The 14,524-nt window shown below is 60.8% G+C and carries 12 protein-coding genes and 1 pseudogene; 8 read left to right on the top strand and 5 right to left on the bottom strand.

Annotation, left to right across the window (positions count from 1 at the left end; all coding sequences use genetic code 11):
• Window positions 1–132 (top strand): annotated as a pseudogene (locus BW33_RS30130) (type II secretion system protein GspJ); the annotation flags it as partial.
• A gap of 159 nt (window positions 133–291) precedes the next feature.
• Here BW33_RS30130 and BW33_RS09010 read toward each other — a convergent pair.
• Genes BW33_RS09010 through BW33_RS09000 form a run of 3 tightly spaced genes read right to left on the bottom strand, consistent with a single transcriptional unit; the run spans window position 292 to window position 2,475 of the window.
• Window positions 292–1,230, bottom strand: a complete 939-nt coding sequence (locus BW33_RS09010) for a FecR family protein (protein ID WP_047598430.1) — start codon at window positions 1,228–1,230, stop codon at window positions 292–294.
• 31 nt (window positions 1,231–1,261) lie between these two features.
• The gene (locus tag BW33_RS09005) at window positions 1,262–1,813 is read right to left on the bottom strand and encodes an RNA polymerase sigma factor (RefSeq protein ID WP_027613107.1); all 552 of its coding nucleotides are present in this window, start codon (window positions 1,811–1,813) and stop codon (window positions 1,262–1,264) included.
• A complete protein-coding gene (locus BW33_RS09000; RefSeq protein WP_047598429.1) occupies window positions 1,810–2,475 on the bottom strand; it encodes a secretin and TonB N-terminal domain-containing protein in 666 nt (221 codons plus the stop codon). Before BW33_RS09000 ends, BW33_RS09005 begins: the two co-directional genes overlap by 4 nt.
• Window positions 2,476–2,682: 207 nt before the next feature.
• Here BW33_RS09000 and BW33_RS08995 point away from each other — a divergent pair, with 207 nt between their 5' ends.
• A complete protein-coding gene (locus BW33_RS08995) occupies window positions 2,683–2,997 on the top strand; it encodes a hypothetical protein (RefSeq protein ID WP_047598427.1) in 315 nt (104 codons plus the stop codon).
• Window positions 2,998–3,190: 193 nt separating this feature from the next.
• On the opposite strand, the gene BW33_RS08990 is transcribed toward BW33_RS08995, so the two are convergent.
• Window positions 3,191–3,631, bottom strand: a complete 441-nt coding sequence (locus BW33_RS08990; protein WP_047598426.1) for a carboxymuconolactone decarboxylase family protein — start codon at window positions 3,629–3,631, stop codon at window positions 3,191–3,193.
• Window positions 3,632–3,943: 312 nt separating this feature from the next.
• Here BW33_RS08990 and pdxR point away from each other — a divergent pair, with 312 nt between their 5' ends.
• From pdxR to BW33_RS08970, 4 genes are all read left to right on the top strand, one after another.
• Entirely contained in the window at window positions 3,944–5,377 is a 1,434-nt protein-coding gene (pdxR, locus tag BW33_RS08985; RefSeq protein ID WP_047598425.1) for a MocR-like pyridoxine biosynthesis transcription factor PdxR, read from the top strand.
• Window positions 5,378–5,500: 123 nt separating this feature from the next.
• On the top strand, window positions 5,501–5,794 hold the full coding sequence (locus BW33_RS08980) for a putative quinol monooxygenase (protein WP_047598423.1): 294 nt from the start codon (window positions 5,501–5,503) through the stop codon (window positions 5,792–5,794).
• A gap of 189 nt (window positions 5,795–5,983) precedes the next feature.
• A complete protein-coding gene (locus tag BW33_RS08975) occupies window positions 5,984–6,385 on the top strand; it encodes a cupin domain-containing protein (protein WP_047598422.1) in 402 nt (133 codons plus the stop codon).
• 241 nt (window positions 6,386–6,626) lie between these two features.
• A complete protein-coding gene (locus BW33_RS08970) occupies window positions 6,627–7,340 on the top strand; it encodes a hypothetical protein (protein WP_047598420.1) in 714 nt (237 codons plus the stop codon).
• 165 nt (window positions 7,341–7,505) lie between these two features.
• Here BW33_RS08970 and BW33_RS08965 read toward each other — a convergent pair whose 3' ends face one another.
• The gene (locus BW33_RS08965) at window positions 7,506–12,401 is read right to left on the bottom strand and encodes an NAD-glutamate dehydrogenase (protein ID WP_047598419.1); all 4,896 of its coding nucleotides are present in this window, start codon (window positions 12,399–12,401) and stop codon (window positions 7,506–7,508) included.
• A gap of 504 nt (window positions 12,402–12,905) precedes the next feature.
• On the opposite strand from BW33_RS08965, the gene BW33_RS08960 reads away from it, so the two are divergent.
• The gene (locus BW33_RS08960; RefSeq protein ID WP_047598418.1) at window positions 12,906–13,259 is read left to right on the top strand and encodes a hypothetical protein; all 354 of its coding nucleotides are present in this window, start codon (window positions 12,906–12,908) and stop codon (window positions 13,257–13,259) included.
• A 302-nt stretch (window positions 13,260–13,561) separates the two neighbouring features.
• Window positions 13,562–14,521: an AAA family ATPase gene (locus tag BW33_RS08955; RefSeq protein WP_003218556.1), complete on the top strand. Its 960-nt coding sequence runs from the start codon at window positions 13,562–13,564 to the stop codon at window positions 14,519–14,521.
• Window positions 14,522–14,524 lie beyond the last annotated feature (3 nt).

Genomic DNA, 14,524 nt, shown 5'->3' with positions numbered 1-14,524 from the left:
GAGGTGGACAAGGGGTGGCGGCAGTTGAGTGGGAATCGGCGGGAGGATCCGTTGGGGTTGGAGGTGCGGTTGACGCGGGAGACGGCGCAGGGGGTGGAGCGGTATCGGCAGGTGATGGGGCCGTTGGAGTGATGCATGCCTGTTATGCCGATATCCCTGCGCATCGCGTATTTTTGTAGGAGCTGCCGAAGGCTGCGATCTTTTGATCTTCAAAATCAAAAGATCGCAGCCTTCGGCAGCTCCTACATAGGGGTTGGGGTAGTCAGTTGAAGGGTGGTTGGTGGGGTTGGGTTAGCTGAGGACGACGACGCCGCCCGGTAGTTCGGTGCATTTGACGCCGTAGGCGTCGCGGATCAGCAGTGCGACGCCGGCGAGTTGGTCGAGGCTGAAGCGGGCCTGGACGCGGCGTTGGCCGAGTTCGCGGTTGAGCAGCAGCAACATGCCGGGGCGGTAGCGGTTGATCTCGTCGATCATCTGGCTGAGGGTTGCACCGTTGAATACCAGTACCTGTTGGCGCCAGTTCATTACTGCGGCTGTGTCGACGCTTTGTACGCTGCCGACTTGCCGTGCGTCGTAGGTCACTTGCTGGCCCGGTTCCAGGCGCAGGCTGCGACCTTCTACGTCGACTTCCACCGCGCCGTCGAGACAGGTCACGCAGACCTGATGATCCGTATTGCGCAAATTGAACCGCGCCTGACTGGCACGCAACCACCCGCCCCCGGCCTGCATCGCCAATGGCAGCCTTGCGGTCTGCACTTCAACCTCACCGCTGACCAGTTCGAACCCCTGCACACCATCGTCACCGGCGCGTTGGTTGATGCGAGTCTGGGTATTGAGTTCCAGGCTCACGCCATCGGCCGGTTCGAAACGCTTCTGCTGGCCGACATCGGTGATGTAATCGGCGCCCAGCCCTTCAAAGCCACCGGGAATCGTCCCGCGCACCAGCAAAAACGCCGCCGACGCGGCAATCGCCCCGCCGAGAAAGGCCCGGCGACCGAAGCGCCGAGGCGACTGCAGCATTTCAGCCGCAGGCTGCAGGTTGTGCCACAACACCTTGGCCTGCTCGAAAGCTTGGGCATGTTCGGCGCTCTGCGCGCACCACTGGCGTAACGCCCGGGCGTCGGCCACGGTGGCGCGGCCGGAGGTCAACAGGACCAACCAGTCGTGGGCTTCACTGTGCAGATTGTCGGCCGCCGATGGCTCGGCAGGTGTCAGTCGAAAGATGTTCAAACGCGCAGATTCTCAACGAATTGATCGGGCACTATTCAGAAGACGGTTTTCCGGCCCCGCGACCGAACCGCTGAAACACTTTTCTTTCCAGTTTCGCCGCGCAGAAGCCCAATGCAGCTTTGATTTCCTTTTCGACCATGCGCGTGGAAATGCCGAAGCGCTGGGAGATTTCCAGGTGCGGCGCCTCCTCCAGCCGCGCCGCGATGAAGATTCTGCGACGCCGCGCTGGCAGCTCGTAAAGGGCGCTGAGCAGCGACTGAATTTCCTTTTGCCCACCGACTACCCGCGCCGGGTCCAGCGCTTCGTCGCCGATCTGCAGCAACTCCTCGACTTCCTCACCGGTGAGCAGGCGCGCATCGGCCTGACGACGGTCGGCGGCGATGTTCAGGGCCATGCGATAGAGGTAGGCATTGGGCCGCAGCAGGTTCGGCGGCGTCTCCATGCGGTCGACCCGCAGGTAGGTTTCGTGCAGCACGTCGTTGGCCAGGTCTTCCGAGCCGAGACGGCGTCGCAAGCGCACCCGAAAGTCCTCGTAGGACGTCAGGAACAGCTGGACCATCGAACCTTGTCCGGTGTCTTTCATCCCCCGGAAACTCCTTCCCATTTGGTGCATTCCATGCGTTTCCCTGACGACTCCGGTAACAACAGCAACGTGACCGGCTGACGCAACGCGCTGGGCGTCGGTCGGTCGATCCTGAGATTGCGAAAGCTCTCCACCAGCGCGGTATCGCGCTGTACATCACCGGTGGTGGTGACCAACCGGTTGTGCTGCACCACGCCGTCGCGCCCGACCCAGACCTGCAACACCGCGCGATAACTGCCCGGACGGGTCAGTGGCGAACGGCACAGGTTGCGCTCGATCGCCGCTTGCACCGCGGTGGCGTAACTGCGACTGACGGCGGCGCTGGCCGGAGTGGTTTTGTCCAGGGCCGACGGCACGTCCTCGACCTGCGCCACTTGCAAGGTGAACGCATCGTCACGGGCATAACGCGCCATCAGGCCGCTGCCGCCGAGCAAACGGCGCAGCGCATCGGCAGCGGTGTATTCGCCATCGACCGCCAACGAGCGCCGACTGCGACTCAACTGGCTGTCGACCAGCACCGCAACGCCCGTGGCATGGCTGTACTGATCCAGCGCCCGGGCCAGCTCCTGCGCCGGGATGTGCAGCGTCATGCGCATATCGGCCGGTACCGGCTCGGCTGCCGCAGCGCCGCTGAACCAGCCAAGCAGCAGCCCCAGACTCACCCGGCGCACGAGAGTCGCTGAACGCTGAAGACCGTCCCTGGAACTGCCTCGCTGCACGGCTGACGTACCCCTGAAAACCGTCATCCTGATGGCTGTATATGAATCTGGTGTGACGGGCGGTGCAAAAAAACCATCACGGGATTCGCGCAAGGCTTGCACTAGACTGCAAGCAGACAACGGCCATTTCGGGCCGGCCAGGAGGCTTGCATGAAATCACTGTGGAAAATCGCCCTCGGCGGGCTGCTGCTGAGCGCCTTCGCCAGCGCCCACGCCGAACAGCCACTGGGCTGTATAGAGGTGACGGTGGGCGGCTACAAGGCGCCGAATTACGATTGCCTGAGCCAACAGATGGGCAACAATCCCGAGGGCGCTGCCGCTGCGCAGAAGAATCAGGAAGCGCTGAACGTGCCGGTGAACAAGCGGCCACCGAATCAGGTTGGCCTCGCGACCCCGGCGGCGACGGGCACACGCATGGGCAATACCTTCGGCACTTCAGTCAAACCGCAACGCCCACCGAATTAGGGAAACATCAAAGTCAAAAGATCGCAGCCAAACTGAAAACCAAACTTTGTGGCGAGGGAGCTTGCTCCCGCTGGGGTGCGTAGCGCCCCCAAATCTGCCGAACCGGTTTTAACTGACAGACCGCATGCAAAGGTTTTGCGACTGCTGCGTAGCCGAGCGGGAGCAAGCTCCCTCGCCACAGGTGATGTGCACGTCAATCGCTTGGGGTTTGGCGAAAGCTTACTGCGAGACGATTCCAGCTATTGATGGTGGTCACGGCCATGGTCAAATCCACCAGTTCAGCCTCACTGAATTGCGCTTTGGCCATCTGGTAAACATCGTCCGGCACATGGCTTTCAGCCAACAGCGTCACCGCCTCCGCCCAGGCCAGCGCCGCTCGCTCACGCGGATTGAAAAAGCTGCTGTCGCGCCACACCGCAATCGCATACAAACGCCGGTCGCTCTCCCCGGCCCGCCGTGCGTCCACCGAATGCATGTCGGTGCAGAACGCGCAGCCGTTGAGCTGCGAGGCGCGGATCCTGATCAGTTGCAACAGCGGCGCCTCGATACTCAGGTCGCTGGTCAGCGCCTCCATGGCGATCATCGCTTTCATCGCCTTGGGCGATGCGTTGTAGTAGTCCAGACGCGGGGACATGGCAGGTCTCGGGAAGCGGAATGATGAGTTCACGGTAAGCGCAGTGCTGCCGGCGTTACAGCCCCAATTCCACGGAATATCGCTACACCACTGCCCCCCGGCCAAACACACAACCTTGTAGGAGTGAGCCTGCTCGCGATAGCGGTCATTCAGTCACCGCCATGTTGGATGTGCCGACGTCATCGCGAGCAGGCTCACTCCTACAAGGGGGACGGTGACCAATTTCGGGTTTTTGTGCTGCGCAACTACTGCCATTCACGCAACAGCGTTAATCTGGCCGACACCTCAATCGCCCCCCGGAGCCGCGTCGGTATGGAACTTCACGTCGTGATCAATGGCCGCAAGGACCTGGCCGGCCAGTTGTACAACCAACTGCGCGGCGCCATCGAGTCCGGGCGGCTGGCTGCCGGCACGCAGTTGCCGCCCAGCCGTCTGCTGGCCGAGCAACTGGGGATCTCGCGCAAGACCATTTCTGACACCTACGCGCAGCTGACTTACGAAAACTTTCTCACCGGGGTGATCGGCAAAGGCACCTACGTCAACGCCCGCCCGGCGCAGATCCAGCGCAAGCAAAGCCACACCGAACTGGCCAGCGCCGAGGTGATCGAGCGCTGGCGCAATCTGCCGGTGTTCTTGCGCCACCCGTCGCTGGAAGGCTCGCTGCGTTACGACTTCATCGGCGGCGCCACCAGCAAGGGCCAGTTCCCGCATGACGACTGGCGCCGTTGCGTGTCGCACGCGATGCGCCAGATGGCCGGTTCCAAAGGTTTCTACAGCGTGCCTGAAGGCCTGCCGGCGCTGCGCAATGCGATTGCCCGGCACATCGCGTTTTCGCGCGGGATCAACTGTCAGGACGAAGACATCGTGGTGTGCAACGGCGCGCAGCAGGCGCTGGACCTGATCACCCGCGTGCTGATCAGCCCCGGCAGTCGGGTGGCGATGGAAGACCCGGGTTATCCGCCCGCGCGTCTGCTGTTCGGCACCCACGGTGCCGAGGTGGTCGGCGTGCCGGTGGATGCCGAAGGGATTGTGGTCGAGCAGATTCCCGAGGGCACGCGGCTGATTTACGTCACGCCGTCGCACCAGTTCCCGTTGGGCATGCCGATGAGCCAGGCACGCCGCGAGGCCTTGCTGGCCCGCGCTCATGAGCTGGGCGCGATCATCATCGAGGACGACTATGACAGCGAGTTCCGCTACGAAGGGCGGCCGACGGACTCTTTGTTCAGCCTCGACCAGCGCGGCATCGTGGCCTACGTTGGCACCTTCTCCAAGACCTTGCTGCCGGAGTTGCGCCTGGGTTACGCGATCCTGCCGCCGGCGATTCTCGAAGCGGTGATCCGCGCCAAGCAGCTCACCGACCTGCACGCCTCGACCCTGCCGCAATGGGCGCTGGCCAAGTTCATCGCCGAAGGCTGCCTGCTCAAGCACATCCGCCGTTGCCACGGGATTTACGCCCAACGCCGCGAGCGGATTCTGGCGCGCATGGCCACGGATCTGGCGCCATGGCTGGAGGCGATACCGCCCAGTGCCGGGTTCCACATGGCGGTACTGTGCAAGGTGCCGATCGACCTGGCGCTGGTGATCGAACTGGCGAAAAAAGTCGAGGTCGGGCTGTATTCCATCGACATTTTTCATTATCAACAGCCGGTGAAGAGCGGCCTGTACTTCGGCTTCGGCGCCATTGAAACCCTCGATATCGACACCGCTCTGGATCGCCTGCGCGACATCCTGCAACAAGTGGCGTGAATGATTGGTCTGGGCGATTAACCGCCGATTGGTTATTGGTGATCAGCAGGTGCAGGCCTATTCTGCACAGGCGTTATCCCTCAATGAGCAGGATTCGTCCGGCCTGATTCAGGAGTGTGAGCAATGTCCAACGAAGTGATCAACACCGTAGAGGTGCGAGCGGCCGCCGGCCGTTCGGATGAGCTTGGCCGGCAGTTGCAGAAGATCGTCGACACTTTGCGCCAGACACCGGGCTGCGAGTCTTATATGGTCGACCGCTGCCCCGATGACAGCCACCGCTGGACAGTCAGCGCTCACTGGCAGTCCGAGGCGGCGATGCAGGCGCACTTCAACCGCCCCGAGGCGCAGGGGTTTATCGACTTGATCGATAGCCGTCTGGCCAACAGTGTGGATTTCAACAGTTTCCCTATCGTTTAGAAGCAAGATCAAAAGATCGCAGCCTTCGGCAGCTCCTACGCAATCCCTGTAGGAGCTGCCGAAGGCTGCGATCTTTTGCTTTTGGACACAGCCGATTGGTCACCCGATCTTCCCGAATATTGGCCGTTTGCTTGACCTAACCCGCAGACTACTGTGATCACCACCCCCTCCTCCTCCAGGTGATCCACCATGAAAGCCCTGCACCTCTTCACCGCCGTTCTCGCCCTGTCCATGTCCGCCGTTGCACTGGCCCATGACCCGTCCGAGAAAGTCACAGTGCTGCAAGACCAGATGCTGAAAAACGCCCCCGGCAAGAAAGCCATGATGATCGAAGTCGACTACAAACCCGGCCAATCCTCCATCGCCCACAAACACGACGGCACCGCCATGGCCTACGTGCTCGAAGGCGAAGTGATTTCCCAGGTCAAGGGCGAACAGCCGATCACCTACAAGAAAGGCCAGTTCTGGTATGAGCCGGCCGGCTCCGAACACCTGGTGTCGAAAAACGCCAGCAAAAGCAAACCGGCGAAGTTGCTGGTGTTCATGGTGTTGGCCCCAGACGAGCAAGTGCTGATCCCCTTGAAAAACTGATGGTTATTTGCACAGCCATAAATAAACAGGCGCAAAACACTGTTTTGCGCCTGTTTATTTCCCGAGGCAATTAACCGATTTGCCTTAAAGCCAATCAAACTAATGCATCGCCACAACTCGAAAAATTGTCAGCTTATTTACAGGTTGGCGGGTTTAGTCTGAGTCAACTGTCGTGCGCCCGTCACCCACAGCCGCGACAACTCTGACTTTCCGACTGAAGTTGTTTCACGGGAGACTCACCATGAAACTTGCGTTTGCCAGTACCTTGGCGATATCGGTTTTAGCCTTGTCCGCCTGTTCAGTACCCACCGCACCGAAAGCGGTTTCGTCCCTCGATACACTGTTCACCCAACCGGTCGGTCGCAGCAGCGCCGTCCATGTGCAAAGCGGTCCCGGCGTGTCACTGGGCGTGGTCTACAGCCCCAGCACCCTGACCAACCGCGAATACCTGCGTAACTACCAGGCCAACGCCGGCACCGGTTTCGGCCAGAGCCTGCTGGTGCAGCCGATCCACGACGCCTACGTAAACACCTCGAAACCGGACATGGCCGTGGACTGGGTCAAGGCCTCGCTGCAACGCCAGTTCGGTTCAGTCACGGTGTACCCGGACATGCAGAGCCTGCGCGCGGCGCACCCCGATGTGGTGGCAATCGTCGATACCCACAGCCAGTTGATCACCTCGCGCAGCTCCGACATCAAGGCTGATGTCAGTGCGGATTTTTATGATGCGAAGTTGAACTACATCGGTACGGCGAAAGGTTCGGAAGCGAAGGAACTGACGCCGGTGTGGGCGGACTTCAAAGGTTCGGACGAGATCGTAGCGGATATTAATCAACAGCAGGATGTGCAAGTTCGGGCATTGCAGAAGTTTGATCAGTCGCTGAGTAATTTATTGACCAGACCGGCAGATAAAGTGTCGATGCTTGATAACAAACAAGCACATAAGTTGTATTGATAGTCAGGCCCTCATCGCGAGCAGGCTCACTCCTACAGTTGGAATGCGTTTCCCTTGTAGGAGTGAGCCTGCTCGCGAAGGGGCCAGCCCGACCACCACAAAACCAACAGACACAAAAAAGCCCCGGCATCTCACGACACCGGGGCTTTCTCATTCAACCACTACTCAGGCCAGTTCAAGCTCGGCATTCGCAGCAGCCGCAGGCACCACCGCCTGACCGCTCAACGCGAGGTCAAGCAGCTCACGGTTGGCAACGGCGTACATGGCGTAATCAGTGCCGCTCGCAGCACGGATTTCCACCAGCATGGCGCGCCAGCGCTCGATCATGCTTTCGTGCTGTGCCATCCACAGCGCCAGGCGTGCTTCCACGTCCTGAGTGCCGTCGCCCTGTTGCAGGACAGAGATGGTGATCGCACGTTGCTGCCAGTCCACATCATCACGGAACGCTTCGCGGGCCAGGGCCTGCCAGTTGTTTTCAACCGGCAGCGCGCTGATCTGTTGCAGGTACCAGGTGATGTCCAGCGCACTGCCGACGGCGAAGTAGGCCTTGGCCACTTCGGCCGGATCCTGGCCCGTGACGTCGGACGCTTCGATGATCGGCAGCAGGGTGTACAGGTGCGAGGTACCCGCCACCATACGCGCCAGCAACTCCGGCACACCGGCCGCGACGTAGGCCTGATAACGCGCCTGCCAGTTTTCACGGATTTCGCCGCTCAGCAGTTCGTCGAGCTTCAGACCCAGCTCCTTCAGGTGCGGACCGAAATGCGCGACGTCACGGGCAGCGTTCTGCTCGTTGCGACGGGCACGCAGGAACCAGCGTGTAGCACGGCGGCCCAGACGCATCAGCTCGTCCATCAGCTCCAGCTGTACGTCAGCGGAGACCTGATAGTCCAGCGCTTCGATCTGACGGAACCAGTGCGGGAGGTGGAAGATGTCACGCACGATCACGTAAGCGCCGGCCACGTTCGCCGGGCTCATGCCGGTCGACTCTTTGAGTCGTTGAACGAAGGTGATGCCCATGTGGTTGACCAGATCGTTGGCGATCTGGGTGCTGACGATCTCGCGCTTCAGACGGTGACGACGCATGGCTTCGGAGAACTTGCTGACCAGGGTCGGCGGGAACGCCGTTTCCATGTCGCGGGTCAGGTAGTCGTCGTCCGGCACCAGCGAGTTCAGCAGCTGTTCCTTGAGGTCGATCTTGCTGTACGAGATCAGCACCGACAGCTCGGGACGGGTCAGGCCATGGCCCGCCGCAACGCGCTCGTTGATCTGCTCTTCGGTCGGCAGGAACTCGATCGCACGGTCCAGCTTGCCACGGCCTTCCAGATCACTCATCAGACGCTTGTACTCGGCAATGCGCTCGTAGGCACGACGCGCCGCCAGGGACAGAGCCTGGGTCTGCTTGTAGTTGTTGCCCAGCACCAGACCACCGACTTCGTCAGTCATGCTCGCCAGCAACTGATTGCGTTGCTTGTCGGTCATGTCACCGGCCTGAACCACTTCGTTCAGCAGGATCTTGATGTTCACTTCGTGGTCGGAGCAGTCCACGCCGCCGGCGTTGTCGATGAAGTCGGTGTTGGAACCGCCGCCATTGAGACCGAATTCCACACGACCCAGTTGGGTCATGCCGAGGTTACCGCCCTCGCCCACGACTTTGCAGCGCAGCTCGTTGCCGTTCACGCGCAGTGCGTCGTTGGCCTTGTCGCCCACGTCGGCATGGCTTTCGGTGCTGGCCTTGACGTAAGTACCGATACCGCCGTTCCACAACAGATCCACCGGCGCCTTGAGCAAGGCGTTCAGCAGTTCGGTAGGAGTCAGCTTGTCGGCCTTGATGTCGAAGCGTTCTTTCATCTGCGGCGAGATGGCGATGCTCTTCGCGCTGCGCGAGAAGATGCCGCCGCCTTCAGACATGATGCTGGTGTCGTAGTCGGTCCAGGCCGAACGCGGCAGGTCGAACATGCGCTGACGCTCGACGAAGCTGGTCGCCGGGTTCGGGTTCGGATCGATGAAGATGTGCATGTGGTTGAAGGCAGCGACCAGTTGCAGCTTGTCGGACATCAACAGGCCGTTACCGAACACGTCACCGGCCATGTCACCGACGCCGACCACCGTGATGCTGTCTTCCTGAACATTGATGCCGCGCTCGCGGAAGTGGCGCTGTACGCCGACCCACGCGCCCTTGGCGGTGATGCCCATTTTCTTGTGGTCGTAACCGGCGGAACCACCGGAGGCGAACGCGTCGCCCAGCCAGAAACCGTAGTCGATGGCGATGCCGTTGGCGATGTCGGAGAAGGTCGCCGTGCCCTTGTCCGCGGCCACCACCAGGTACGGGTCATCGTCGTCATGACGCACAACGTTGGCCGGCGGCACCAGCGCGCCGTCTTTCAGGTTGTCGGTGATGTCCAGCAGACCGGAAATGAAGATGCGGTAGCAGGCGATGCCCTCGGCCGCGATCTCGTCACGGCTGCCGCCCAGTGGCAGGCGACGCGGCAGGAAGCCGCCCTTCGCACCCACCGGCACGATGACCGAGTTCTTCACTTGCTGGGCTTTTACCAGGCCGAGGACTTCGGTACGGAAGTCTTCTTCACGGTCGGACCAGCGCAGACCACCGCGCGCAACGTTGCCGAAGCGCAGGTGCACGCCTTCGACGCGTGGCGAGTAAACGAAGATTTCGAACTTCGGTACCGGCTTCGGCAGCTCAGGGATCGCGTGCGGGTTGAACTTGAAGCTGAAGTACGACTTGTTCTGGCCGTTGGCATCAGTCTGATAGAAGTTGGTCCGCAGGGTGGCTTTGATCAGGTCCAGGTAACGACGCAGGATGCGGTCTTCGTTGAGCACCTGAACGTCGTCCAGTGCGGTGAGAATCGCCTGTTCCAGACGTTGTTGCTTGTCTTCCAGATCATCGCTGCCCAGCTTGCGCGCCAGGTAGAAACGGGTCTTGAACAACCGGGTCAGCTCGCGAGCGATGTCGGTGTGGTTGTTCAGGGTGCTGGCGATGTAACCCAGGTCGAAGCCCAGACGAATCTGCTTCAGGTAACGGGCATAAGCGCGCAGCAGTGCCACGTCGCGCCATGGCAGACCGGCGGTCAGCACCAGACGGTTGAACGCATCGTTCTCGGCATCGCCACGGACGATGTGGACGAACGCGTCCTGCAGGGTGTCGTTGAGTTGCTGGATATCCAGCTCCAGACCTTCCGCCGCGGTGAACGCAAAGTCGTGGATCCAGAACTCGCGGCCATTGGTGTGGCGCAGACGGTACGGGAACTCACCCAGCACGCGCAGGCCGAGGTTTTCCAGAATCGGCAAGACGTCGGACAGCGCCAGCGGGGTGTCGGCGTGGTACAGCTTGCAATGCAGCTCGCGCTGGCCGGACACCTGGCCCAGCGGCTGATAGAAGCTCATCACCAGCGGATTTTTTTCGTTCAGGCTCAGCAGATGCTGCATGTCGACCACGGCCGAATGCGCCGCGAAACGCTCGCGGTAACCCGCCGGGAAGCCTTTCGGGAAATCCGCCAGCACGTTGGTGCCGTGAGCTTCGCCGAAGCTTTCGACGGTCAGTGCGGCGTAGTCGTCCTGCCAGCTGCGGCAGGCCTGTACCACTTCTTTTTCCAGCAGCAGCGGATCGATGTCGATGCGGTTCTTCGGATCGACACGCAGGATCAGTTGCACGCGAGCCAGCACGGACTCGGAGAAGAAGGTCCAGAACTCGCAGTCGGTGGCCTTCAGGCGCTCCATCAGCACCTGCTGGATCTTCTGGCGCACTTCGGTGGAATAGATGTCGCGCGGCACGTAGGCCAGGCAGTAGCAGAAGCGACCGTACGGGTCTTTGCGCAGGAACACGCGGATCTTGTTGCGTTCCTGGATCTGCACGATCGACATCACGGTGCTGAACAGTTCGTCGACCGGGGTCTGGAACAGGTCGTCACGCGGCAGCACTTCGAGCACCTGCGCCAGTTCCTTGCCCAGGTGAGCCTTGGACTGGAAGCCGGAACGGCGTTCGATTTCTTCGACCTTGCGGCGGATGAACGGGATGACCCGCACGCTCTCGCCATACACCGAGGAGGTGTACAGGCCCATGAAGCGGTGTTCCTTGATGACGTTGCCGTCAGCGTCGAGTTCACGGATCGACACGTAATCCGGGTAGGCCGGACGGTGTACGCGGCTCGGGTGCGCAGCCTTGGCGAACGACAGCAGGGTCGGTTCGCGCAGGTAGTTCACCGCGTAGTCTTCGATGTGACGGTCTTCGTTGGTCAGGCCGGTGCGCAGCAGTTTGGTCAGACCGAGGAAGGAATTCTGGTCGTATTCGATATGGCCGCCATCGGCCTGATCGACAACGGTGAACTCTTCGTAGCCGAGGAAGGTGAAGTGGTTGCCCACCAGCCATTCCAGGAAGCTCTTGATTTCGGTCTTTTCGTCGGCATCGACGGCGAATGCGCTGTGATCGAGCTTGGTGAGGATCTCCTGCACCTTGGCCTTCATCGGCTCGAAATCAGCGACCGCGACGCGCACTTCACCGAGCACCTGCTCCAGCTCTTTGCTCAGCACATTCAGTTCGGCCGCATTGGCGCAGCGGTCGATTTCCAGGTACATCAGCGACTCGTGCAGCACGCCTTCGCCGGTGCTGCCCTTCGGCAGGATTTCCAGCAGTTCGCCCTTGCTGCCGCGACGCACGCTGAGCACGGTGGTCTGCAGGGTGTGGATGCTGTAGCCGCGACGGTTCAGCTCGGTGCGGACCGAGTCGACCAGGAACGGCAGGTCGTGGTGCAGCACTTCGACCGCGGTGTGCGTCGACTGCCAGCCGTGGCGTTCGTAATCAGGGTTGTAGACGCGCACTTGCGGTTGCGTGTGATCGAAGCGCTCAAGCAGGCGCCACGCGGAAAGAGTACAGCCAGCGAGGTCGGAGAGACGACGTTGAGTCAGCTCGTCCAGGGAAATGATGCCGAAGAATTGTTCAGCGAACAGCGCCACTTGTGGCAGTGCCTGTTCACTGATGTGCTGCGCCAGTGCCGCTTGCAGTTGGTGCTGGAAGTCGGCTTTGCTGGCTGCGGTGAAGAACGCCATCTGTGGTACTCCGCTTAAGCTTGTTATTGATGGAAAGCGTCGCGTGCAACACCCCTTTCGGGGCTTGTGTCGCCCTGTTCCTGATTCTCGGGCAGAGGAAACAGGGGACAGGTGGGTGAAGCTGGACGGGACACTCAGGTCACATTCACCTTCCATTGAATGGGCATCTGCAAAAACGACTGTCGAGGCTGCCAACAATGTCTTTACGGGTGCTCATCCGTTGCGCAGCTTAATGGGTGCGACAATGTGTCTGCTTGCGGTGCTGCGACATATTCGGTCATTGGCACGTAAACAAGGGATTTGGCACCGATAAACACTAGCAGTCATGGAGAAGAACGGCGGCTTGAATGCCCGTTTTTACGGTACAGGCGTGCCATAAATGACCATTGACCTGTGTCGCGTTCACGACACATCCTCTGACACTCTGACATGCAGAAATTCCCGAGGGCTGGCAGAATCGCGCCCAATTGCGACCAACACGCCCGCCGAGGCAGGAATTCCCCCATGCAAATGACCACCGCCCTACTGATCGTCAACCCGTGCGACGACGAAGAAGACAACATGGCCATGCTCTGCTGCCATAGCGACAAGGGCGAGATGTTTCTGATGAGCCGCTATCCGGACGAGGACGAGCTGGAGATCACCCTGGATGGCGAGCCTTCGACGCTGGACGGCGTGAAAGTCACCCTGACCAAGACTCTGCTGAAGATTGAAATCGCGGCGGCGGATGCCGATGCGCTGAATGGCGATGATGTGCTGGAAATTACCTTCAATCCGGACATGGTTGATCTGGCTGAAGTTGAAGAAACCCTGAAGAACATCCTTGATGGCACCGGAACCTATATCAGCCAGATTTGATGCTGGCTTGCCAGCGATGAGGCGAAATTTGATGTCGTCTGGACTGCCCCCTTCGCGAGCAGGCTCGCTCCCAGTTTGACGGGTGTACGCCGTTCTAATGTGGGAGCGAGCCTGCTCGCGAAGAGGCCCGAAAGAACACTGCACCTTTCTCGGGCTACAAAATTCCAACAATTGCCCCAGTCATTTCCCGCACTTTGCGCAAAATGCCGTTAGTCGCCGCCCCCCTCGATGGATTAAAGTAACGCCCCCAGCCCCGGCGTTATCCGAACGCCTGCGGCCACCCTTTCCAGGAACAGTCACCGATGGAACATCGTGAAGCGCTGCTCGCGCTGCGAACCTTTCTTTCAACGCAGATTCTCGGCCAGGAAAAACTCATCGAGCGTTTGCTCATCGCCCTGCTCGCCGACGGCCACATGCTGGTCGAGGGCGCTCCGGGTCTGGCCAAGACCAAAGCGATCAAAGAACTCGCCGAGGGCATCGAAGCCCAGTTCCATCGCATCCAGTTCACCCCGGACCTGCTGCCGGCCGACATCACCGGCACCGAGATCTATCGCCCGGAAACCGGCAGTTTCGTGTTCCAGCAAGGGCCGATCTTCCACAACCTGGTTCTGGCGGACGAAATCAACCGGGCGCCGGCCAAGGTGCAATCGGCGCTGCTCGAAGCCATGGCCGAGCGTCAGGTCAGTGTCGGGCGCAGCACTTACGAGCTGTCGCCACTGTTTCTGGTGATGGCCACGCAGAACCCGATCGAGCAGGAAGGTACCTACCCGTTGCCCGAAGCCCAGCTCGACCGCTTCCTGATGCACGTGAAAATCGGTTTCCCGGACGCTGCCGTCGAACGCCGGATCCTCCAGCAGGCCCGTGGCGAAGCGCTGAACGGCGAAACCAAGCCTGAGCGCCGGGTCAGCCAGCAGGCGATTTTCGCCGCGCGCAAGGAAATCCTCGGTCTGTACATGGCCGACGCCGTGGAGGAATACCTGGTGCAACTGGTCATGGCCACGCGCACGCCGGCCAAGTTCGACCCGGAAATGGCCGAGTGGATCGCCTATGGCGCCAGCCCGCGCGGCTCGATCGCCCTCGACCGCTGCGCCCGGGCACACGCCTGGCTGGCCGGTCGCGACTTCGTCAGCCCGGAAGACATTCAGGCGGTGCTGTTCGACGTGTTGCGTCACCGCATCATTCTGTCGTTTGAAGCCGAAGCCGCCGGCATCGATCAGGATCGGGTGGTGCAGCGGATTCTCGACGTCGTAGCCGTCGCTTGACCC

Origin of the sequence: Pseudomonas sp. RIT288 (assembly GCF_000631985.1) — a bacterium.
Classification (GTDB): domain Bacteria; phylum Pseudomonadota; class Gammaproteobacteria; order Pseudomonadales; family Pseudomonadaceae; genus Aquipseudomonas.
Note: the sequence above shows the minus strand (reverse complement) of the source record. Positions and strands in the feature narration are given on the sequence as shown.